The organism is Allobosea sp. 2RAB26, from assembly GCF_052115465.1.
Taxonomy (GTDB): Bacteria; Pseudomonadota; Alphaproteobacteria; order Rhizobiales; family Beijerinckiaceae; genus Allobosea.
Genome location: NZ_JBFRGS010000007.1, coordinates 106,700 through 128,275, shown reverse-complemented (window position 1 = coordinate 128,275; position 21,576 = coordinate 106,700). Strand labels below are relative to the sequence as shown.

The window sequence follows — 21,576 nt, the reverse complement described above, 5'->3', positions numbered from 1 at the left end:
AGTGGCGAACAAGACCCCCACCGCTCAAGCCCTGCGACGCTTGAGCTTGGCGACCAGCGGCTCCAGCAGGCTGCGCTTACCGCGCCGGGCCTCGCCGCGACCGGTCAGCGTGCTTGCAATCTGAATGAAGGCCTCATTGATCTTGCCGCCGGACTGGACCTCCGCAATCATCTGCCCATTATTGGCGGCTGTGCCGAAGACCTGCGCGTCGAAGGGAATCGTGGCGAGCACCTCGACACCCAGGGCCTTGGCGAATTCCCCCGCATCGATCTCGGGCCGCTTGGGCAAGCCGACCTGATTGAGCACCAGACGCGGCGGGGAATCATTTGGGCGACTGGCCCGCGCCAGATCGATCAGATTTTTGGCGTTTCGCAGCGAGGCGAGTTCGGGCCCCGCGACGACCATGACCTCGTCAGCACCGATCAGGCAGCGCCTGACCCAGCCGCTCCAGAGATGCGGCACATCGAGAACCACGCAAGGCACACTGGCTCGCAACAGGTCAAAGAGCTGCTCGAAGGCGTCCTCCGGCAGGTCGAGCGTCCGGTCCAGAATCGCCGGCGCCGCCAGCAAGGCGAGATTGTCGCTGCAACGCGAGAGCAGGCGATCAAGCATATTGGCATCGAGCCGATCCGGCGCAAATACGGCCTCCGCGATGCCCTGCGGCGGATCCTGGTTGAAATCGAGCCCCGCCGTGCCGAAGGCGATGTCGAGATCGACGATTACGGTCGAGGCATCGAGATTGCGTGCCATGGCCCAGGCGACATTATGGGCCACGGTCGAGGCGCCGACACCGCCCTTGGCACCCATCACGGCGACGATGCGGCCGAGATTGCGAGCCCCGGGCGCGACATAGAGCTCGGACAGGGTGCGGAGGATATCGAGCGGTTCGAGCGGAGCGATCAGATAATCGCTGACGCCGCGGCGGATCAGATCGCGATAGAGCTGGACGTCATTGACATGGCCGATGACGACGACCTTCGTGCCAGCATCGCAGCTCTGGGCCAGAGCATCGAGATGACTGACGAGCGTGGCGCCGTCGGACACCGTTTCCAGCACAATGACATTGGGCGTAGGTGCGGTCCGGAACGCCTCGACTGCGGCCGCCGCCCCCCCCATCTGGACGCGCGAATGCGTCTTCTCCATGCGGCGATCGGTACTCGCAGTCTGCATGGCAGCGGCGATGGCCGGCGTTTCGCAGAAGGCCTGGAGCGTGATGCGCGGCAACGGCGCGATGACCTCGTCCCCGGCACCGCCCGCCAACTGAGTCTCGAAATTCTGCGTCGGATCCATCAGCGCCCTCCGACCGCCGAGTTGATCTGCGGCGTTTCCTGCCGATACTGGGTCGAGGGATCCTTGCCCTCACGCAACTTGCCGATCGCATTCATGCGCTTGACGATGTCGGAGCGCCCCTCGCTACGGCCGCGGACCAGATCGATCGGATCTGCAACCTGTGCCGCGAGCGTCGCCTGGCTGGAACAGCCAAAATTCCACATGGTTTCGTTCGAGCCGTCGAACTTCCAGTCGGACACACCCGCATCCTGGGTCCATTGCCCGCAGGAATGCGGCAGGCCCGCCTGCAGCGAGGCGAATGACAGGCGGATGGGCGAGGCGAGATTCGGGTCTGCGATGGGATAGGTCCTAATCGAGAGCGAGGCAGGCGACACACCGCCACGCGCCAGGGCCCTGCGCACCGATTCGAGCGTGCCATGCGTTGCCATTTCCCGGCCGCCGCCAGTCGGCACCTGGGCAACGAGCCCCCCGCGCCCGCTGCGCCGGTATTCTGCGGCAAAGCTCGCGACATCCTCGGCCTGGCGATTGTCCAGCCCCGCACCGGCCCGTACGACAAAGACATCAAGCGAACGAGGCGCGTCACGCAGCACGATCGGATGCCGCTCGCGCAGATCGCTGGCGCTGATCGAACCTGTAACGTCGGTCTTCGATGCACACCCCCCGAGCGCGACGCCAGCAGCCAGAACGACGGCAAGAGGCCAGCGGCTTGTCCTCGACGGTCCTCGATCGGTCATGGCCAGAGCCACCCCTTGCATGTTCATGAAAGCATCCTCAGTCGGCGATGAAGCCGACCCGGCCCTTGTAGGCCTGGGGCAGCGGCCCGCCATTGGTGCCGTAAATCTTGTTCAATCGTCCAAGCAGAATGGCCTGTGCGTCATGCGCATCGACAAAGCCGTCGTCCGGGCGCTGGATCTGGTTCGGCTCCATCGGCTTGGCGATATAGGGGGTGGCCGTGATCATCAGCTCCGTCTCCTCGCGTTGGTAGTCGCGCGAGCGGAAGAGCACGCCGATGACAGGCAGGTTCATCAAACCGGGGAAGCCGTTGATCGATTGCTTCGAAACGCGCTGGATCAGGCCCGCGGTTGCCAATGTCCCTCCCGATGGCAGCTCGACAGTGGTGTCCGATTTCCGGACGCGGAAGGCTGGGGCGTTGATGGCTTCCTGCCCCGAGTTGCGCGTGTCGGTCAGCCGGAGCTGGTTCTCGAAATCGAGTTCCGTGACCTCGGTCGCGATGCGCATGCTGATCTTGTTGTCGGACATGACAATCGGCGTGAAGTTGAGAGCGACACCGACCTGCTTGTATTCGATCTGCAACATGCAGCGCCCATAGACGGAAGCGGCGGTTGGATCCTGGCAGTTGTAGCCCTTCGGCACCGGCACTTCGCCGCCGGCCGTGAATTTGGCGCTCTCACCTGAGATTGCCGTGACGGTGGGTTCGGCCAGCACGCGCGCGAGGCCCGCGCGTTCAAGTGCACGCAGGGTAAAGTTACTGGAATTGCCGATCCCAGCAGTAACGGCGGTAGCGGCCAATGCCTGCGGTTGCAGAGGGAAGGGATTGTCGAGGGTCGGCATGACCGAGAAATTGCCCAGCTTCCATTCGCCTGTCGAATTGATGCCGAGCTGCTTGATCGCCTTTCGCGAGACCTCGGAAACCACGACCTTGACCATGACCTGATCGCGGCCCCGGATGGTCATCGAATTGATTACTGCTCCCTTGGACGAGGTGAACAATCCGCTCGAGGTTCCAACGAAGGCATTGGCGATGTCGACCGCCTGGGTCGCTTCAGAAGCGTTGGCGACATTGCCGGTCAGCAGAATCGAGTTTCCCGCCGGTTTGACATCAATCTGCGCCCTCGGCATTGCCGCGCGTAGCGTCTGACGCAGTACGTTCAGATCTCGGCCGACCTCGATCTCAAGTGCGGAAATCTGGCGACCTTCGGCATCGATGACGAACATCGAGGTCGAGCCGTCGGCAATGCCGATGATGAAGAGCTTGCGGGCCGAGCGAACGACTGCGTTGGCCACCTTCGGATTGGCGACGAAGACCTCCTTGGCGTCGCGCGGCAGCTCAACGATCACCGAGCGGCCGATCGAGAGGTCGAGCTTGCGCGCAATGGCGTGTTCACTGGAACTGACGTTCAGAACGGGGGCCGGCCCACTGGACTGGGCTCCGGCCGAAGCAGCCGAGATGAGAAGCGCGAAGACCGAAACGGCAGATGCGAAAGTGCGATTGACGATCATGGCTTCACACTTCTGCTAGTCACGCCGTAGCGCACGAGGGTCAAACCGCCTTCTTCAGCGGGTCGGCCGGCATCGCCTGCATCCTTGAGGCTGCGTAGAGCAAGCGAGAGCGTGCCGGTCTTCTGCGCCTGGGCCACGACCTCGACCTGACGCGGCTCGAGTTCGAGCGTAGCCGTCTCGCCGATGACAACTTTCTCGCCGTTGCGCTCCTGGATGTTCTGGCCGATCGCCAGCACGCGGACATTGACCAGGATGGTTTCGCTCACGAAATTCTCGTTCGCGTTGGGGCCGTTATCCTCCTTGTAGGTACGGACGACGTCGACCCGGTCGTTGGGGAGGATGAAACCGCCTGCCGTATTGGCACCACGGCTGTCCGTGCTGATGGCGATGGCCCGCTTTCCCGCTGGCAACACCGCGGAGAGGAAGCCCGTGCCGTCCGTACGGATGAGCTTTTCGCGCCGGATCGGCTCGCCGCCCGACACCGCAAAGCGCGCCAGTTGACCGGCGAGCTCGGTCTCAGCCTCGGGTGCTTCGTCCTTGCGTACGACGCCCGATGGAATGCTGGCGAGGGGCCAGTCGATCCACTTCATGTCGCTGGATGTGAGCGTGTTGCCGACGGGGATATCCGCCGAAGCGACCAGAACCGGGATCGTGGGTGCAGGCTCGTAGCGCGTCACCGGCGTCGAGGGCGTCTTGGGGCGCTGGATCAGCAGCGCTGCGCCCAGTCCCGCAATCAGCGCGACAGCAAGGATGATGATGCGGGCAGGACTCATGGCAACCGATCCCCAGCCAACACGAGCTGGCTCTGGTCGGGGATCGTGCCGCGGGAATCGTCAACTTATGGTTAATCGGACGTATATTTTTCGCCGGTCTCACCCTCAGCTCTGGCTTCAAACGCCGATGGCAGCACGCCAGACAGCCGTCTCCGGGAGGACAATCAACGCCGACAAGGCCAGCGCTATTCCGTAGGGTACGCCCTGGTTTGCCGCATGCAGGCGCTTCGCCCATGACCAGTTCTCGGCGAGAGCCGGCAACGGGCCCGAGCGCAGCTTTACGATCAGGAGCGTCAACACGCCACCGAGCACCGCAGCGAGCATGAGATAGGGCATGAGCTGTTCGAAGCCGAACCAAAGCGCTGTTGCAGCCGCCAGCTTGGCATCGCCACCACCGATCCAACCAGCGGCGAATAGGCCGAAACAGACAACGAGCATCAGACCGCCCGCCGCCACATGCCAGCCGATCTGCCCCCACGGCATTCCGAGAAGCCCGGCGCACAGCGCAAACAGGGCGATGACCAGGAGGCAGAGCCTGTTCGAAATGGTCATGGTGAAGAGATCGCTTGCCGCGGCGTAAGCCATCGCAGCAGGAAAGACCACGAGCATGGCGATAAGAACGAGCGTCATGAGGCTACCCAGGAGCAGAGAGGGCTCCATGCATCATGACTGGAGCGACGTCACCAAAGCCTTACCTCAAAGGCAAAAGCGCCCCGGTAAACCGGAGCGCTCCAGAGCTCTTGCATGCAGCGGCGACGCTGCCCGCGAGTCGCTTACTTGTTGAGCTCGGTCGCGATCTCGTTGAACTTGGCGGTCAGGCCGGTGCCGACCGAGGTCATCGCGGTGATGGCGACAACGGCAATAAGAGCGGCGATCAGGCCGTACTCGATAGCGGTCGCGCCGGACTCGTCCTTGGCGAAGCGAGCGAACAGATTCTTCATGGGAGAACTCCTTTTACACCACGGTTTGACTGCTGCCTTCGCTCTGAGCGGCTTCGGTCAGCGACAAGGAGGACATTACCTCTCGCTTATTGCCGATCAGTTAAACGAACCGAAGAATTCGTGCGATCTCAAAAACATCTACTCGATGGTTAACGTCGAATTTACAACATAGATGAGCCATTAGAATAGTGAATTTTTACTCAAAGTTTCTATTTTCTAATATTATACGCTCCATCAGAAGCATATTTCCTTAGGTTACGAACGACACTCTGGCATTGATAGGTCAAATACAAAACTGAACACGGCGCCTTCTAGATGCAGAGACCGGTCTAATCGCCTCATTCTGAAGGCCTTAGGGATTGATTCATCATTTTCGGCTTTGCTCCCGATGTTGGAAATCTTGGGCCGCACGCCATGTCGACTGTCCTGCCCTCCACGGCCCCTCATCGCTTTCGCGGCTGGATATTGGCAGCGACCCTGTCGACTCTGTTCCTGCTGGCCCCGGCCCGGGTGGTTCAGGCTGCAGCCGAGCAGAACAGACCGGAGACCGTCGTCGTCACCGTTGATCATGCCAAGGTCGTAAGGCTGCCGGAAAGGGCGCAGACCGTTATCGTTGGCAATCCCGGCATCGCCGACGTCACCGTCCAGAAGAACGGAATCATGGTGGTGACCGGCAAGAGCTTCGGTGTGACCAACCTGATCGCACTCGACGCAAGCGGCACCCTTCTGGCCGAATCCCTCGTGCGCGTGAGCGCCGCCGCGGATTCCATTCTCACAGTCCAGCGCGGGCTGGAGCGCGAGAGCTACTCCTGCACACCAACCTGCCAGCCTTCGATGCAGCTCGGCGACGCCAATCGCTATTTCGGCGAGGTCGGTGGCCAGACCACTCGCCGCAACGCCCTGGCGACCGGCAACGAAAAATAGGCGAAGACGGAGCGATTGGCGCAGCAGGGTGAATGACTAGCTAACGCTGACAGCGCTTCACCGCATGGGCCCCTAACAGATCGGAAATCCTTTCTGTGTAGCCTCCGAGTGGATCGGTGGTGGCACCGCCGTTCCCGCTTGGGGCAAGCCGTCGCATCGCGCTGGCTCAGGACGTGTGGTCAAGCCGCTATCGGATGTATCAGGCCATGACGATTCACGTGACCGTGCGAGACAGCATCCGGAGCCGCCGCGAGAGACAGCGTCCCTGGCACGTCATCAAGCGCTTCCGGAGCGACGAGGCCGGCGTCACGGCCGTGGAATTCGGGTTCATCGGCATCCCGTTCCTCATGCTGATGTTCGCCATTCTCGAAACGGCGTTGATGTTCTGGACAAGCCAGATTCTCGAGGAAGCTGTGTCCCAGACGTCACGCCAACTCCTGACCGGTGAAGCGCTCACGCGCTATTCAGGCAGCGCCGCCGCAAAAACGGAGGCCTTCAAGCGAGACCTCTGCAACAACGCTCCGGGACTGATGAACTGCGACAATCTAACGATCGATGTCCGGACCTATACGTCTTTCGCAACTGCTCGCACTGGCACGACCGGAAGCAATCCGGTCAAAGGGGGCGCGCTCGATACGTCCGGCTTTGGCTACGCCGATCCACAGCCCAGCCAGATCCTCGTCGTGCGAGCGGTGCTTGAATACCCCGTCTTGGTCAGCAGCTGGAATAGCGCGCTGGTGAACCTTGGCACCGATCGACGCGCACTCATCGCCACCACGACGTTCCGTACCGAGCCATTTCTTGGCCTGAAAAGTTAAGAGCACATCATGGCGAAGTTTCCCTCTTCCCATGGTTCGGCGGCGCGGTTTCAGCACCGCCTTCAACGTTTGCTTCATGAGCGCGAGGGCGTGGCTGCGGTCGAGTTTGCACTGATCCTCGTGCCGATGCTCACCATCTATTTTGGTGTGGTCCAGGTGGCTCAAGGCGTGATGATCGATCGCAAGGTCACTCAGCTCAACCGGACCTTGGCCGATCTCACCTCGCAAGCGGCCACGATCAGCAATACCGAACTCGCCAACATCTTCGCCGCGAGCACCATGGTGATGGAGCCATTTACCAAGGTACCCCCTAGCATGGTGGTCGCCAGTATCGTGGTCGACGGCTCTGGGAACGCCAAAGTCTGCTGGAGCGACTCGAACCCGACCGGAAGCGCGCTGTCGCGCGGCTCCGCATTCGCCCTGCCGACAGACCTGCGAGTGCCAAACAGTTCGGTGATTCTGGCCCGCACCACCTATCGCTACACTCCCACGATCGGCTCAGCCATCACGGGCACGATCAATATCAAGAGCACCGATCTCTACATGCGCCCGCGCCTGGGCAAGATCGGCGGCACCACCAAGGTCGAACAGGTGGAGCGCGCAAACTTGGCGATGTGTCCGACCTGAAGCACGGGCCCAAAAATTGGGTTGCAGCTTTCGGGAAAGCCCATGCAAATATAGAAGTTTAGATCATTGGATCGGATAGCCGGACCGATGATCCATACCGGACAGGGCCGGCTCGCGCAGAGCGAACCGGCCTGACGATCTCAGATCGTCTGGTTGTAGGCGCCGACCTCCGGGTTTTCGCGCAGCACGCCGTCGATGGCTGCAAACATCTCGCGCATCCGCGCTTCCGAGACCGGGCTTTCGCAGACGACGACAAGCTCCGGCTTGTTTGAGGAAGCGCGGACCAGCCCCCAGGTGCCATCCTCGTTGACGACGCGAACGCCGTTGACGGTGATCACGTCGCGGATCTTCTGGCCGGCGATGGTTTCGCCCTTGGTCTGCATGGCCTCGATCCGCTTCGTCACGCGATCGCTGACCTCGTACTTGATCTCGTCGGCGCATTTGGCGGCCATGGTCGGCGTGCCCCAGGTCTTGGGAACCGCGGCATAGAGTTCCGCCATCGACTTGTCCGGATTGCGGTCGAGCATGTCGATGACCGCCAGCGCCGTGACCACACCATCGTCATAGCCGCGCCCGACCGGCGCGTTGAAGAAGAAATGGCCCGACTTCTCGAACCCCGCCAGCGCATTTAGATCGCGGACGCGGCGCTTGATGTAGGAATGGCCGGTCTTCCAGTAATCGGTCTTCACCCCGAGCTTCTGCAACTCGGGGTCGGTGATGAAGAGACCGGTCGATTTCACGTCGACGACGAACTGCGCTCCCGGATGCAGCCTGCCGAGGTCGCGCGCCAGCATCACGCCGATCTTGTCGGCGAAGATCTCCTCGCCGTGATTGTCGACCACGCCACAGCGGTCGCCGTCGCCGTCGAAGCCGAGCGCAACATCAGCGCCATGCTGCTTCACGGCATCTGCCATGGCATGCAGCATCTTCATGTCTTCGGGGTTGGGATTGTAACGCGGGAAGGAGTGGTCGAGCTCGGCATCCATCGGGATGACCTCGCAGCCGATCGCCTCCAGGATCTGCGGGGCGAAGGCGCCAGCCGTGCCGTTGCCGCAAGCCGCGATGACCTTGAGCTTGCGCGTGATCTTCGGCCGGTTGGTCAGGTCCTTGATGTAGAGAGCCGGGAAATCGGGAACGAAGACATAGGAGCCGCCGCCCGACAGCTCGAAATCGGCCGCGAGCACGATGTCGCGGAGTTGGCCCATTTCGTCGGGGCCGAAGGTGACAGGGCGCTGCGCGCCCATCTTCACGCCGGTCCAGCCATTGTCGTTATGCGAGGCCGTGACCATCGCGACGCAGGGAACGTCGAGCGCGAACTGGGCGAAATACGCCATCGGCGACATGGCGAGGCCGATATCATGGACCTTGCAGCCCGCCGCCATCAGGCCGGTGACCAGCGCCATCTTGATCGACGACGAGTAGCCCCGGAAATCATGGCCGGTGACGATCTCGGGCTTGATGCCCATGCGCTTGATCAGCGTGCCGAGGCCCATGCCGACGGCCTGCACGCCCATCAGGTTCAGTTCCTTGCCGAAGAACCAGCGCGCGTCATATTCGCGGAACCCCGTCGGCTTCACCATCGGTAGGGATTCATACTCGAAGGTATTCGGGAACAGCTCAGGCAGTGGCTTCGGGAACATCAAGGCATCCATTGCAAGGGAACATGCAGGGCGAACGAAGCATCAAGCCACATGAATGCAGCCTGACCGTGACACGGCAGCGACGCCGTCTTGACGGACACTTGGCATAGCGGATCGCGGCCGATTAGGAAACGCCGGAGACCGCCTAACCGCGCAGGATCATGCGACCGGTCTGGACCTCGTAGCCCTTGAGCTTGCTCAGGAAAGAGGTTCCAAGCAGACTGACGGAGAGGGCGCCTGCGGGCAGCACCATGGCCTCGACATTGCGCACGATGATAGCACCGAGCCTGACCTCGCGCAGGTTCACCCGGGCGCCCCGTACGACGCCGTTGGCTGTGCGCAGCGTGATCTTGTAGTCGGAAGCTGCAGGGCGGATGCCGAGCCCCAGGGCATCGCTCTCCGTCAACGCGATGAAACTCGCACCGGTATCGACCAGCATCCTGACGCGGTAATTGTCGATGGTCGGATGGACCATGTAGTGACCGCGAGAATCGGCCGCCACGGTGACCATCGGAGGTTCGATCGATCGGGCGACTGGAGGCGGTGACGCGGGCGGTCGCGCACCGGTGGCGACAGCCGCCGCGCGGGGCGTGTCATCATCCTCGACATAGCCTGCCAGACGCGTGCCGTATGACATCGCGCCATAACCGACGGTAAAGGCTATTCCGAGTGCCCAGATGATGGGCCGTTGCGCCATCTGCTTTCAGTCTCCGCCACGTTCCCGGGATGCTGCACCTGGGACACTGCCGAAGAATGAATGGGAAGGGGCGGATTGGCGGGTTCGGCCAAGCTCCGACCCGATGAATCCAAACAGGCTTAACGTATCGTCATCCACATCGAGGGCATCTCAGAGGAAGCCGGCACCGGCCAGTGCCTCGATCTCCGGCCGGCGTGGCACGCTTGGTTGCGCACCGGACACCGTGCAGGCGAGCGAGCCGGCTGCGAGCCCGCGCTGAAGCGCGCCTGAAAAACCATAGCCGGCATCGAGCGCCGCCGCGAAGGCCCCGACGAAGCTGTCTCCGGCCGCGACCGTGTCGACAACCTCGACCTTCGGCGCTTCGAGGCGGCGGCGAACGCCGCCATGCCAGCCGACGACGCCCTCGCCACCGAGCGTGACGACACAGGCAATGCCGCGCTCGGCATCGACGCGCTGCGCAAAGGCGTCAGGCTCCCGCTCGGCCCAACCCCAAGCGCTGGCAAGCACCAGCGCCTCGTGCTCGTTGACGATCAGCATGTCCAGGCAATCGAGCAATTCGGGAGCAGGCGTGCCGGCCGGCGCCAGGTTCAGGATGACGCGCCCGCCCGCCTGCCTCGCCAGCCGGGCCGCCGCGATGCACTCCGTCTCCGGAACCTCGCGCTGCAGCAACAGGATGTTACGCTGGCCAAGCGGCAGGTCGCGCAAGCCAGCGGCCCGGGCCTGGGCATTCGCGCCGGCCGCCACCACAATTTGATTGGAGCCGGCTGCATCGACCGCGATGAAGGCGGCACCCGTCGGCGCCTCGACCCGCTCGACAAGCGCGAGGTCGACTCCGTCGACGGCCAGCAGGGACAGGGCGATCTCGGCAAAGGCGTCACGCCCGACAGCGCCGGCGAGCACGACCTCGGCGCCCGCCCGGCGGGCGGCAAGCGCCTGGTTCGCCCCCTTGCCGCCGGGATGCAGCGCATAGCCCGGTCCGATCACCGTCTCGCCGGCTCCCGGCAGGCGCTCGACGGGCGTGACCAGATCGACATTCAGCGATCCGAAGACGGTGATCACGCCACCAGCCTCGCAGCCAGACGCTTCACACCCGCGACAAAGGCGTCTTCCGGTGTCGTGATTCGGAAGGGCAGGCCCGCCGTCTCGAACGCCGCTCCATAGCTCGCAGCCAGCGCTCCATCGGCCACGAGATGGACCGTGGCAGGGCGTCCGAACAACGCCTGCACGCCGGCAATCTCCTGGCCGACCAGAAGCGCCGAGAGATAGGGCCCGACCGCGCCGCCGCCCATTCGCCCCGCCAGCACCTCGGTACGCGCCGCAAAGGCTGCGTTGAGCAGCCCGGCAGGCCGCGCTGCTGCAGCAAAACCGCGTGCGGCGCCGGTGCTTGCGTCGTCTCCAGAGGGCTCTTCGGCGAGGCGCGCCAGAATCGAATGCTGACGCAGCAGGCCGTAGATCTCGCCGGTCATGAAGCTGGCAAAGCGCGCGATCCGGCCGGCCCGCACTTCAGCCCATTTCGAATGGGTGCCGGGCAAGCAGGCAATGCCCTCGTCGAGACCGAGTCCGACGATCAGAGTTTCCTCGCCACGCATGACATCGAAGGAACCATCGTCCCAGGACAGGCCGGGCAGCACGGTTGCGCGTGTTCCGTCCTCCAGCGTCACCGCGATGCCGGCATCTGCCAGCGCTTCGATTGAGGCCGGGCACGCGACGTAAGGCGCCTCGACCCAGCCATTGCGGCTGCCGACCATGCCGGCGAGCACGATCGCGGCATCCGGCCGCCTGCGGCGGAAATCACCGGCGATCCCCTCGAAAGCGGCCGGGAAACCTCCCGCCGACACGGATTGGATGCCCTGATCCGCAACCCGCCGGTCCATCACGTGGCCGTCCGCGCCGATGAGGAAGGCGCGGGCACGGGTGGTGCCCCAGTCGAGCGCGATCAAGGGTTTCGGCATGGCGGGCTCCGGCACGGCGTCGGTCATGGCCCTGCCTTGCCGCATCAGGCGCGGGCGAAGCAGAGCGCTGACCCGACTATCTCCTTGGCCCGCAAGCCGGGGTCAAGCCCGCACATGCCGCACGGGCTCAGACGTCGAAGAACACCGTCTCGCCTTCGCCCTGCAGCCGGATGTCGAAATGGAAGACGCCGTCCGGGCCACGTTGCGCGATCAGCGTTTCACGCCGCTCATGCGGGACCAGCGCGAGCACGGGATCGGACGCATTGGCAGGGTCGTCCGAGAAATAGACGCGGGTCACCAGCCGGAGCAGGAGCCCGCGCGCGAAGACCGAGACAGCGAGATGGGGCGCCTGCCTCGTACCGTTTAGCCCCTCCACGGCGCCCGGCCGCACCGTCTCGAAGTGGAAAAAGCCCTCCGGCGAGGTTTCCGCCCGGCCGAAGCCTGTGAAGCCGGCATTGCTCCCGGCATTGTGGCGTCCATCCGCGTCGGCCTGCCAGACCTCGATCATGGCGTCCGGGACCGGCTCGCCATCGCCATCGAGGACATGGCCGCGAATGGTGACGCGTTCGCCCGCGACGCCTTCGGTTGCAATCCGCTCATTGGCCAGCTCCGAACCGCCATAGGCGCGGGGCGTCAGCGCATAGGCGTAGAAGGGGCCGACCGTCTGCGAGGGGGTGAGGCCCAAGGGGGCTTTGCGCTCAGTCATCATGCGGCTCCTCGAGCGGCGTCGCGTCGCGACCGCGCAGGACAATGTCGAACTGGTATCCGAGCGCCCATTCCGGTTCGGTCGTGTCGATGTCGAAGCGCGAGATCAGGCGCTCCCGTGCCTTCGCGTCCGGGATCGACTGGAAGATCGGGTCGTAGGCGAAGAGCGGATCGCCCGGGAAATACATCTGGGTGATCACGCGCGAGAGGAAGCTCGGCCCGAACAACGAGAAATGGATATGGGCCGGGCGCCAGGCATTGTGATGGTTGCGCCAGGGATAGGCGCCGGGCTTGATCGTGACGAAGCGATAGCGCCCTTCCGCATCGGTCATGGCGCGGCCAGCTCCCGTGAAATTCGGGTCGAGCGGCGCGGGATGCTGATCGCGCAGATGGACGTAGCGCCCTGCCGCGTTAGCTTGCCAGATCTCGACCAGGGTATGCGGCACCGGCCTGCCATCCTCGTCGAGCACCCGGCCCGTCACGATGATCCGCTCGCCGAGCGGCTCGCCCTCATGCTGCAGGGTGAGATCCGAATCGCCGGCTTGCACGGCGCTATGACCGAACGCCGGACCGCTGATCTCCGACAGCGTATGCGGCAGCAGGATCAACGGCTGCGAAGGGGCGCGCTTCAGCGTGCTCGTATAGGCCGGCGACGCGTTGAGCGGATGGGCCTTCAGGCCATCGCGTGGATAGATCAGGCTCATGCCGCTACTCCATGCGCTCGCTTGGTCCGGGCGTGCAGATCGCGCAGGATCTCGATCTCCTGCACGGTCGGCGCCGGAGTTTCGACGAGTTCGCCAGCGAAACGCAAGGTCCAGCCGCAACCGGCCTGAACCTGATCCCGCGTCACGCCAGGATGCAGCGCAGTCACAGTCAGCTCGGCGGTCTCGGCATCGGGTTCCATGACGCAAAGATCTGTGATCACCTTGGTCGGCCCCTTGGTCTTGAGGCCGAGCCGTTCCCGATCGCCCCTGCCCTTGCCGTGGCCGAAGGACGTGATGAAGGGCAGCGTTTCGACGAAGGCGCGCGAGCCCATCGCCATCGTGATGAAGATCTCGCCGCAATTGCTGGCGATTTCCGGCGCGCCGCCGCCGCCGGGAAGCCTCACCTTCGGCGCGGCATAGTCCCCGACGACCGTGGTGTTCAGATTGGCGTAGCGATCGATCTGCGCACCGCCCAGGAAACCAATGGTGATCCGGCCGCCCTGCAGCCAGTAGCGAAACATCTCGGGCACGCCGACCGTGGTCAGCGCGGTATCACAGAGTTCGCCGTCGCCGATCGAGAGCGGCAGCACCGAGGGACGGGTCGAGAGCGTACCGGATTCGTAGATCAGCGTGATCTTCGGGGCATGGGTCAGGCGCGCCAGGTTGCAGGCGGCCGAGGGTGCGCCGATACCGACGAAGCAGACATCGTCATTGGTCAGCAGGCGGGCAGCCGCAATGCTCATCATCTCGGTGGGCGTGTGGCTCATGGGAGTATGGCTCATGGGAGTATCGCTCATGGCGCTGATCCTCACGCTGCCTGCCGAGCAAGGCCGGCATGGTGCGCAAACACCTCCGGCCCCTGCTCCAGGACATTTGCCTTCATCCAGGCCATGAATGTGTCGCGCTCCCGGGCGATCTTGTCCCAGGCAATGTAGAAGTCGTTGGCGCGCTTGTAATAACCGTGGGCGTAGGATGGGTAGGCTCCGCCCGGCACCCTGGCGATGGCGGTCACCGCCCAGGACGGCAGGATGACGGCATTGGCATTGCGTGGACCAAAGTCCTCGACGATCTCCTCGACGGTAACCAGCGAACGCCTGGCCGCCAGTACGGCCTCTTTCTGCACGCCAACAATGCCTTCGAGCAGGACATTGCCTTCGCGATCCGCCTTCTGTGCATGAATGACGGCGGCGTCGGGCCGGATGGCGGGAACTGTCGCCAGGACTTCCCCGGTATAGGGGCAGGTGACGGATTTGATCCGGGGATTGACCTTGGGCAGATCGACGCCCTTGTAGCCGCGAAACACCGCGAAGGGCAGGTTGGCGGCGCCCGCCTCGTAGGCATTGGCCATGGCGGCGTGGCTGTGCTCTTCAAGCTCGAGCTTATGCGGCCAGCCATTCTCGACTGCATCGCGCAGGCGATGCAGCGAGCCTACGCCAGGGTTGCCGCCCCAGGAGAAGACCAGCTTCTCGGCGCAGCCCACCCCGATCATCTGATCATAGATCAGGTCCGGCGTCATGCGGATCAGCGTCAGCCGCTTGCGGCCCTGACGGATCGCCTCATGCCCGGCAGCATGCGGGATGAGGTGAGTGAAGCCTTCCATCGCGACGGAGCAGCCGTCACGCACCACCGTCTCGATTCCCTCGGCGAGGGAGACGAACTCAGCCACCTTGACATCCCCTCGTTTTGTGCGTTAATCGCACATAGTTTTGATTTTCGAACAATACCCATTGCGTCAACAGGGGTCAAGATTGGACACTGCAACGTCGGATCGCGACCATATGGCCGCCCTGGAAAAGGGGCTGGCCGTGATCGAATGCTTCGACGCGGCGCATGAGAAGCTCACGATTGCAGACGTGGCGCGCGCCACCGAATTGTCTCGCGCGGCGGCCCGGCGCTGCCTTCTGACGCTCACAAGGATCGGCTACGCTGAATTCGACGGCAAGTTCTTCCGGCTGACGCCGCGCGTGCTCAGGCTCGGCCATGCCTGGCTGGCCTCCAGCGCCCTGCCCCAGCTCGTCCAGCCCTTCCTGGAGCGGTTGTCCGAGGAAACCCATGAATCCTCCTCGGCCTCGCTGCTCGACGGGCACGAGATCGTCTATATCGCGCGTTCGGCGCAGAGGCGGATCATGTCCGTCGGCCTTTCCGTCGGCTCGCGCCTGCCCGCCTTCTGCACCTCGATGGGGCGCGTCCTTCTCGCAGCGCTGCCACCGGACGAGGCCCGCGAACGGATTCTGGCCGGCCGGCCGCGAGCGCTGACGCCTCATACCGTAACGGAGCCGGAACGGATCATGGCCGCCTTGGCGGCGGCACGCGAACAGGGTTACAGCGTGGTCGATCAGGAACTGGAACTTGGCCTGATCTCGATGGCACTCCCCCTCGCCAATGCGCGTGGCGAGACCGTTGCCGCCTTCAATATTTCCGGGCAGGTGCAGCGAACCTCGGCGGAGGAGATGGTGGCGCAGTTCCTGCCGCGCATGCGCTCGATGCAGGCGATGCTACGCCCGCTGATCAAGTAAGGACATCACGATGCTTACCCTGCAGTCCGGGCCTCTCTCCGCCGCGATCGCGCCCGAGGTCGGTGCGATGGTGACCGCGCTCGAATGGCGCGCGCCTGACGGGCAGTTGCGTTCGCTTCTGCGGGCGCCGGCGGGGGCGGTTCCCTCGATCGCGGCCCCCAATCGCTTCGGCAGCTGGGCCATGCTGCCCTTTGCCAATCGCGCCTTCGATTGCGTCATCGACGATGGCGAGCAGCGCTTTCGGGTGCCGGCCAACGATCCTGCGGGAACAGGCAGCATTCATGGCTTCGGCTGGCAGTCGGACTGGGAGGTCCTGCGGTATGACCACGGCCATACCGTCCTGGAACATCGGCGCAGCGCCGGTGAAGATCCCTACCGCTACCGCGCGCGGCAGGAGATCAGCCTCGACGATTCCGGTATGACCATCGCCCTTGCGATCATAACCGAGGCGGATGTGGCCCTACCCTTTGGTTTCGGGCTGCATCCCTGGTTTCCCGCGGCGGCGGATACGCGCCTCAGGATGCGCTCCGACGGCGCATTGATCCTCGGCAACGGCTTCCGCGCGACCGGCTCGCAACCGCTCGCAGATGGCGGCCCCTATGCCGCCAACCCGCTCTTCGCAACTCAGGCAGAAACGGCCTGGAGCTTCCTCAGTTGGGATGGCACTGCGCGCATGGAAACACCGTCGCGCGGCGTCGCCATCACCGTCACGGCAAGCGAAACGCTTCGCTGCCCGGTCGTATGGGCGCCTCCTGGTGCCGACTTCCTCTGCGTCGAGCCGCAAAGCCACGCCATCGGTTCGCCGAGCGAGGCTGCAGCGCGCGCGGCCTCTCCGCTCACCCGGCTTCAGCCGGGCGAGACGCTCAGCGGCTGGATGCGGATCGCCGTGGAGGCGATCTGACCCCTTATCTCCAGGTCGGCCCGGCCCGGTAGGGCTGGTAGCCATAGGCGTTGGGCGGCAGGGTCGGCCGCATGAAGAGCTGATCACGCGCCGCGTCCCAGTTCGGCGCGCCACGCTGATGCGCGATCGCGGCCGCACGCTGCTTGGATTTCGACTGCGCGAGGGCGACCTTGCTCTTTTGAGGCGCCTTCGCGAGCTTGCTCTTGGCACCGCCTGCCCTGGCAAATTGCGACAGCCCGTCCGAGCTGGCTCCATTCAGCGCAATGCGCGTCTGGCCGGCACCGTGCTTCTTGACCAGCGCAAACAGCTTGGCGGCATGGGCGGGATGCAGCCGGATGCAGCCATGCGATGCCGGCCGGCCGAGTGCGCCCACCGCTGTCGTGCCGTGGATGGCATAGCCACCACGGAAGAACACGGAATAGGGCATCGCTCCGCCATATTTACGGGAGTACCAGCTCCGCTCCAGCCGCGTCGGGCTATAGACGCCGTTGGGCGAGCGGAACCCCTTGCGGCCGGATGAGATCGCCCAATTGTAGATCTCTCCGTCAGTGGTCGTCACCTGCATGCGCTGGGCAGCAAGGTCGACGCGGACCTGAACGCCGGCCTGGGCCGAAGCCAAGCCGGCAAGCGAAAGAAACAATACGGCGAGGACGCCGAGGACGCGACGCATCACACCACTCCTGAAGACGCAACCGTTGCAAGAATTCGGCGTTGTCGGATGCGATGCTCCGCCGCCTTTACTCTAGGAAACGCCCTTCAGCCCCCAGTTGTAAAGCAGAAAGCCGCAACTTGGTTTCCGCGCGGCCGGCTTGACCTGCAGGCGCCACTACAACATCGGCAGGGAACGGGGCTTGGGTCCACGTGGAAAAGCAGCGTCGATCCGCGCGATCTCGCTGCCGCTCAGGTGCAGCCTCAGCGCACCGGCATTGTCCTCGACATGTTGGGCCCTGGCGGCCTTCGGGATCGCGAAGACCGGGGATTGGCGGGTCAGGAAGGCAAGCGCGACCTGACGCGGTGTTGCTCCATGCGTGATCGCAACATCGGTGAGCACGCGGCCGCCGGCACTTGCGGCTAAGGGAAAATCATCCTGACCAAATGGGCTGTAGGCGGTCACCGCAACGCCGTGGCGCTCGCACCACGGGATGACCATATGCTCGATGGCACGTTCGCCGAGATGATAAAGGACCTGGTTGCAGGCGATGATGCCCTCGCCGGCAATCGCCAGCGCCTCGTCGAGATCATCGACGTCGAAATTGCTGACGCCCCAGGACAGAAGCTTGCCCTGGCGCTTCAGGTCCTCGAAGGCTGCGAAAGTCTCCTCCAGCGCGTACGAGCCGCGCCAATGCAGCAGGAAGCAGTCGAGCCTGTCGGTGCGCAGCCGCCTCAGCGATTCCTCGCAGGCCCTGCGCGTCCCCGCACGAGAGGCGTTGTACGGCAGCACCTTGGAAACGAGGAAGACCTCGTCTCGTCGCCCGGCGATGGCTTCTCCGACAATCTCCTCCGAGCGGCCAGAGCCATACATCTCTGCCGTGTCGAGATGGCGCAGGCCAAGGTCGAGCCCGCGACGCAATGCCGCCACCGCGCCGGCCTGATCGGCGAGTTCGATGTTCCAGGTGCCCTGGCCGATGACGGGGAGCGACGGGCCATTTGCTCCGAATTGCCGGGCCTGCATCGCACTCTCCCCATCCGTGCCGGTACTACACCGGTGGCGTACCGTTGGCCGAAAGCACTTCGCCGGCCAGATAGAGCGAGCCGCAGATCAGGATGCGCGGCGGCCCCCGCCAGGTCCGCACTGCAATCTCGCGCAACGCCTGCTCGACCGAGCCCGCGACCTCGGCATTCAACCCGGCGACCCGCGCGAGAGCCGCAACCTCCTCGGCCGGGCGAGCAGCAAGCTGGTTGTGGATCGGCACGGCAAAGAGCGCATGCGCGAGCCCCTTGAAATGCCCGAGCGTCGCCGTTGCGTCCTTGGTCGAGAGCAATCCCGCGATCATGACGAGCGGAGCCGGGTTCTTCTCCTCCAGGTCGGCCATCGCCTGCGCAAGAACGCGGCCGCCATCGGGATTGTGGCCGCCATCGAGCCATAGCTCGGCGCCAGCAGGCACGAGTTCGGCGAGTTGGCCGCGCGCCAGCCTTTGCAGCCGTGCCGGCCATTCGGCATTGAGCATGCCCTGCTCGAAGGCGCGGGCCGGCAGGCCGCCATATCCGGCTGCGCGCAAGGCCGCTATGGCCGTACCGGCATTGACGTGCTGATGACGCCCGGTGAGGCGCGGCAACGGCAGATCGAGCAGGCCGTCGCCATCCTCGTAGACCAGCCGTCCACCCGCCTCGTGAATGTTGAAGTCCTGCGCGCCGATCAGAATTTTCGAGGCGCCCACGCGTTCGGCCGCGGCTTCGAGCACGGCCGTCGGCTCCGGTTCCTGTGGCGCAATCACGGCCGGGGCGCCGCGCTTGAAGATGCCGGCCTTCTCGCCCGCGATCTTGGTGACGGTATCGCCGAGATACTCGGCATGGTCCATCGAGACCGGCGTCACCACCGTGCAGGCGGGATGGGCGACGACATTCGTGGTGTCGAAGCGACCGCCGAGACCGACCTCGAGCAGCAGAACGTCGGCCTTGTGCTCGGAGAAGAGAAGCATGGCGGCCGAAGTGGTGATCTCGAAGAAGGTGATCTGGTCGCCGGCATTGGCCCGTTCGCAGCGCTCCAGTGCCTCGACCAGCACGGCCTCGTCGACGAAACGACCGCCGCCCGGCTGACCGAGCCGGATGCGCTCATGAAAGCGCACCAGATGCGGCGAAGTGTAGACATGGACGCTGAGACCCGCCGCCTCGAGAATCGCCCGCATGAAGGCGATGGTCGAACCCTTGCCATTGGTGCCGGCGACATGGATCACCGGCGGCAGGCGCTTGTGCGGGTCGCCGAGCCGCTCCAGCAAGGTCAGGATGCGGCCGAGCGAGAGATCGATCAGCTTGGGATGCAGCGCCAGGAAGCGCGCCAGCAGCGTGTCGGAAGACCCCATGATGCGCTCGGCCTCCGGCCGTCCGTTATCCGTGTCAGGCCGCTTCGGGGACCGGCCCGACCGGTTGCTTGGCATCAGCTGCCGGCTCGGACTGCTTGGTCAGCAGGCGGCCCAGCCGCGCCAGCGTCGCCGGAATCTCATGGCGATGGACAACCATGTCGACCATGCCGTGATCCTTGAGATATTCGGCGCGCTGGAAGCCCTCGGGCAGCTTCTCGCGGATGGTCTGCTCGATGACGCGCGGGCCCGCGAAACCGATCAGGGCGCCCGGCTCGGCGATGTGGACGTCGCCCAGCATCGCGTAGGAAGCCGTGACGCCGCCGGTGGTCGGGTTGGTCAGAACCACGAAATAGGGCAGCCCAGCCGCGCGCAGACGCCTGATCGCGACCGTCGTCCGCGGAAGCTGCATCAGCGAGAGGATGCCCTCCTGCATGCGCGCACCGCCGGAGGCGGCGAACACGACATAGGGTGTCTTCTTCTCGAGCGCAGTCTCGGCGCCCTTGATGAAGGCTTCGCCCGCCGCCATGCCGAGCGAGCCGCCCATGAAGTGGAAGTCCTGCACGGCAATCGTCAGGGGCAGGCCCTGGACGCGGCCGAAGCCGACCTTGAACGCATCGGCCGCGCCGGTCTTGGCGCGCGCGTCCTTGAGGCGGTCGACATAGCGCTTCTCGTCACGGAACTTCAGCGGATCGACCGCGACCTCCGGCAGCGGGACATCGACCCATTTGCCCTCGTCGAAAGTCAGGCGCAGCCGATCCTGCGCGGTGACGCGCATATGATGGTCGGAGCCCGGAATGACGAAGCCATTGGCCTCGACGTCCTTGTGGAAGACCATCTGCCCGGAATCAGGGCACTTGATCCAGAGGTTCTCGGGGCTCTCGCGCTTGAACAGGGTCTTGATGCGCGGGCGAACGACTTCGGAAATCCAGTTCATCGGATCATCCTTGAAACGTGTGACTGGAGCGGCCGGGTCAGGCCGCCTTGGAGACCGTGCGGATGCCGGCAGCCAGTTCCGCAACCAGCGAGGTGACCGCCGAAACCGTCTTGTCCGTGGCCTTGCCGTCCGCATCCAGCGAGAGGCGAACCCGCTCGACGAGCGCGGAGCCGACGACGACCCCGTCGGCGCCCTTCGCGATGGCTGCGGCATCGGCCGCCGTTTTCACGCCAAAGCCGACAGCGACCGGCAGATCGGTGTGGCGCTTGATCCGGGCCACCGCATCGCCGACCGCGTCGTAGCTCACGATCGCGCCACCGGTTACGCCCGTCATCGAGACATAATAGACGAAGCCAGAGGTGTTGCTGAGCACCTTCGGCAGGCGCTTGTCGTCGGTCGTCGGCGTGGCCAGACGGATGAAGCTGATACCGGCCTCAAGAGCCGGCAGGCAGAGCTCCACATCCTCTTCCGGCGGCAGGTCGACAACGATGAGCCCGTCGACGCCGATCCGACGCGCATCCTGCAGGAAGCGCTCGACGCCATAGGCCCAGATCGGATTGTAGTATCCCATCAGCACGATCGGCGTGTCATGGCCGGCCTTGCGGAAGGACTCGACCATGGCCAGCGTCTTCTTCAGCGTCTGCCCCGCCTTCAAGGCCCGCTGGCCCGCGAGCTGGATCGGGACGCCGTCGGCCATCGGATCGGTGAAGGGCACGCCGAGCTCGATCACATCCGCGCCTGCCTCAGGCAGGGCATTGAGGATCGCGCTTGCGGTCTCGAAATCCGGGTCGCCAGCGGTGACGAAGGTCACCAGCGCTGCCCGACCTTGGGCAGCGCAAGCGGCGAAGCGGGACTGGATGCGGGTCTGGCCGGTCTCTGTCATGAGCGTGCGG

24 protein-coding genes are annotated in these 21,576 nt (G+C 64.4%); 5 read left to right on the top strand and 19 right to left on the bottom strand.

Translation table 11 applies throughout. The annotated features are described in order from the left end of the window. Window positions 1-24: 24 nt before the first annotated feature. The 6 genes from AB4118_RS15810 to AB4118_RS15785 form a co-directional block, all read right to left on the bottom strand. Complete coding sequence (locus tag AB4118_RS15810) at window positions 25-1,290, bottom strand: CpaE/TadZ family protein (protein WP_441490620.1); 1,266 nt, start codon at window positions 1,288-1,290, stop codon at window positions 25-27. After that, window positions 1,290-2,051, bottom strand: coding sequence for a CpaD family pilus assembly protein (locus tag AB4118_RS15805; protein WP_441490619.1), 762 nt, complete (start codon window positions 2,049-2,051; stop codon window positions 1,290-1,292). Before AB4118_RS15805 ends, AB4118_RS15810 begins: the two co-directional genes overlap by 1 nt. 10 nt (window positions 2,052-2,061) lie before the next feature. Continuing rightward, the gene (locus AB4118_RS15800; protein ID WP_441490618.1) at window positions 2,062-3,531 is read right to left on the bottom strand and encodes a type II and III secretion system protein family protein; all 1,470 of its coding nucleotides are present in this window, start codon (window positions 3,529-3,531) and stop codon (window positions 2,062-2,064) included. After that, window positions 3,528-4,304: a Flp pilus assembly protein CpaB gene (gene cpaB / locus AB4118_RS15795; RefSeq protein WP_441490617.1), complete on the bottom strand. Its 777-nt coding sequence runs from the start codon at window positions 4,302-4,304 to the stop codon at window positions 3,528-3,530. The genes AB4118_RS15800 and cpaB overlap by 4 nt, the downstream gene beginning before the upstream one ends. A gap of 117 nt (window positions 4,305-4,421) precedes the next feature. Beyond that, window positions 4,422-4,934 carry an A24 family peptidase gene (locus tag AB4118_RS15790; protein ID WP_441490616.1) on the bottom strand — a complete coding sequence of 171 codons (513 nt, stop codon included), beginning with the start codon at window positions 4,932-4,934 and terminating at the stop codon, window positions 4,422-4,424. Between the two features lie 143 nt (window positions 4,935-5,077). Beyond that, window positions 5,078-5,245: a Flp family type IVb pilin gene (locus AB4118_RS15785; protein WP_441490615.1), complete on the bottom strand. Its 168-nt coding sequence runs from the start codon at window positions 5,243-5,245 to the stop codon at window positions 5,078-5,080. A 414-nt stretch (window positions 5,246-5,659) separates the two neighbouring features. Between AB4118_RS15785 and AB4118_RS15780 the strand changes: the two genes are divergently transcribed. The 3 genes from AB4118_RS15780 (at window position 5,660) to AB4118_RS15770 (ending at window position 7,614) form a co-directional block, all read left to right on the top strand. Then, window positions 5,660-6,169: a pilus assembly protein N-terminal domain-containing protein gene (locus AB4118_RS15780; RefSeq protein WP_441490614.1), complete on the top strand. Its 510-nt coding sequence runs from the start codon at window positions 5,660-5,662 to the stop codon at window positions 6,167-6,169. 119 nt (window positions 6,170-6,288) lie between these two features. Then, on the top strand, window positions 6,289-6,987 hold the full coding sequence (locus tag AB4118_RS15775; RefSeq protein ID WP_441490613.1) for a TadE/TadG family type IV pilus assembly protein: 699 nt from the start codon (window positions 6,289-6,291) through the stop codon (window positions 6,985-6,987). Window positions 6,988-6,996: 9 nt separating this feature from the next. Then, on the top strand, window positions 6,997-7,614 hold the full coding sequence (locus AB4118_RS15770; protein ID WP_441490612.1) for a TadE/TadG family type IV pilus assembly protein: 618 nt from the start codon (window positions 6,997-6,999) through the stop codon (window positions 7,612-7,614). 140 nt (window positions 7,615-7,754) lie between these two features. Here AB4118_RS15770 and AB4118_RS15765 read toward each other — a convergent pair whose 3' ends face one another. The 8 genes from AB4118_RS15765 to AB4118_RS15730 form a co-directional block, all read right to left on the bottom strand. Then, window positions 7,755-9,254, bottom strand: a complete 1,500-nt coding sequence (locus tag AB4118_RS15765) for a phosphomannomutase/phosphoglucomutase (RefSeq protein WP_441490611.1) — start codon at window positions 9,252-9,254, stop codon at window positions 7,755-7,757. A gap of 145 nt (window positions 9,255-9,399) precedes the next feature. Then, window positions 9,400-9,951, bottom strand: coding sequence for a retropepsin-like aspartic protease family protein (locus AB4118_RS15760; protein WP_441490610.1), 552 nt, complete (start codon window positions 9,949-9,951; stop codon window positions 9,400-9,402). 150 nt (window positions 9,952-10,101) lie between these two features. Continuing rightward, on the bottom strand, window positions 10,102-11,010 hold the full coding sequence (locus AB4118_RS15755; RefSeq protein WP_441490609.1) for a ribokinase: 909 nt from the start codon (window positions 11,008-11,010) through the stop codon (window positions 10,102-10,104). After that, entirely contained in the window at window positions 11,007-11,930 is a 924-nt protein-coding gene (locus tag AB4118_RS15750; protein WP_441490608.1) for a 2-dehydro-3-deoxygalactonokinase, read from the bottom strand. The genes AB4118_RS15755 and AB4118_RS15750 overlap by 4 nt, the downstream gene beginning before the upstream one ends. Before the next feature lie 100 nt (window positions 11,931-12,030). Beyond that, window positions 12,031-12,609, bottom strand: a complete 579-nt coding sequence (gene pcaG, locus AB4118_RS15745) for a protocatechuate 3,4-dioxygenase subunit alpha (protein WP_441490607.1) — start codon at window positions 12,607-12,609, stop codon at window positions 12,031-12,033. After that, the gene (gene pcaH / locus AB4118_RS15740) at window positions 12,602-13,312 is read right to left on the bottom strand and encodes a protocatechuate 3,4-dioxygenase subunit beta (protein ID WP_069878356.1); all 711 of its coding nucleotides are present in this window, start codon (window positions 13,310-13,312) and stop codon (window positions 12,602-12,604) included. The genes pcaG and pcaH overlap by 8 nt, the downstream gene beginning before the upstream one ends. After that, entirely contained in the window at window positions 13,309-14,079 is a 771-nt protein-coding gene (locus tag AB4118_RS15735) for a CoA-transferase subunit beta (RefSeq protein ID WP_441490815.1), read from the bottom strand. Before AB4118_RS15735 ends, pcaH begins: the two co-directional genes overlap by 4 nt. Window positions 14,080-14,120: 41 nt before the next feature. After that, the gene (locus tag AB4118_RS15730) at window positions 14,121-14,978 is read right to left on the bottom strand and encodes a CoA transferase subunit A (protein ID WP_441490606.1); all 858 of its coding nucleotides are present in this window, start codon (window positions 14,976-14,978) and stop codon (window positions 14,121-14,123) included. Window positions 14,979-15,090: 112 nt separating this feature from the next. Between AB4118_RS15730 and AB4118_RS15725 the strand changes: the two genes are divergently transcribed. Together AB4118_RS15725 and AB4118_RS15720 are read left to right on the top strand one after the other, a co-directional pair. Next, window positions 15,091-15,828 (top strand): IclR family transcriptional regulator domain-containing protein, encoded by a 738-nt coding sequence (locus AB4118_RS15725; RefSeq protein ID WP_441490814.1) that lies wholly within the window; start codon window positions 15,091-15,093, stop codon window positions 15,826-15,828. A gap of 10 nt (window positions 15,829-15,838) precedes the next feature. Next, a complete protein-coding gene (locus tag AB4118_RS15720; RefSeq protein WP_441490605.1) occupies window positions 15,839-16,729 on the top strand; it encodes an aldose epimerase family protein in 891 nt (296 codons plus the stop codon). 4 nt (window positions 16,730-16,733) lie between these two features. Here AB4118_RS15720 and AB4118_RS15715 read toward each other — a convergent pair whose 3' ends face one another. From AB4118_RS15715 to trpA, 5 genes are all read right to left on the bottom strand, one after another. Further along, the gene (locus AB4118_RS15715) at window positions 16,734-17,399 is read right to left on the bottom strand and encodes a L,D-transpeptidase (RefSeq protein WP_069878361.1); all 666 of its coding nucleotides are present in this window, start codon (window positions 17,397-17,399) and stop codon (window positions 16,734-16,736) included. A 156-nt stretch (window positions 17,400-17,555) separates the two neighbouring features. Beyond that, window positions 17,556-18,401, bottom strand: a complete 846-nt coding sequence (locus AB4118_RS15710; protein ID WP_441490604.1) for an aldo/keto reductase — start codon at window positions 18,399-18,401, stop codon at window positions 17,556-17,558. A gap of 25 nt (window positions 18,402-18,426) precedes the next feature. Next, a complete protein-coding gene (locus tag AB4118_RS15705; protein WP_441490603.1) occupies window positions 18,427-19,749 on the bottom strand; it encodes a bifunctional folylpolyglutamate synthase/dihydrofolate synthase in 1,323 nt (440 codons plus the stop codon). Between the two features lie 34 nt (window positions 19,750-19,783). Continuing rightward, window positions 19,784-20,683 carry an acetyl-CoA carboxylase, carboxyltransferase subunit beta gene (gene accD / locus AB4118_RS15700; RefSeq protein WP_441490602.1) on the bottom strand — a complete coding sequence of 300 codons (900 nt, stop codon included), beginning with the start codon at window positions 20,681-20,683 and terminating at the stop codon, window positions 19,784-19,786. A 37-nt stretch (window positions 20,684-20,720) separates the two neighbouring features. Beyond that, window positions 20,721-21,566, bottom strand: a complete 846-nt coding sequence (gene trpA / locus AB4118_RS15695) for a tryptophan synthase subunit alpha (protein ID WP_441490601.1) — start codon at window positions 21,564-21,566, stop codon at window positions 20,721-20,723. Between the last annotated feature and the right edge of the window lie 10 nt (window positions 21,567-21,576).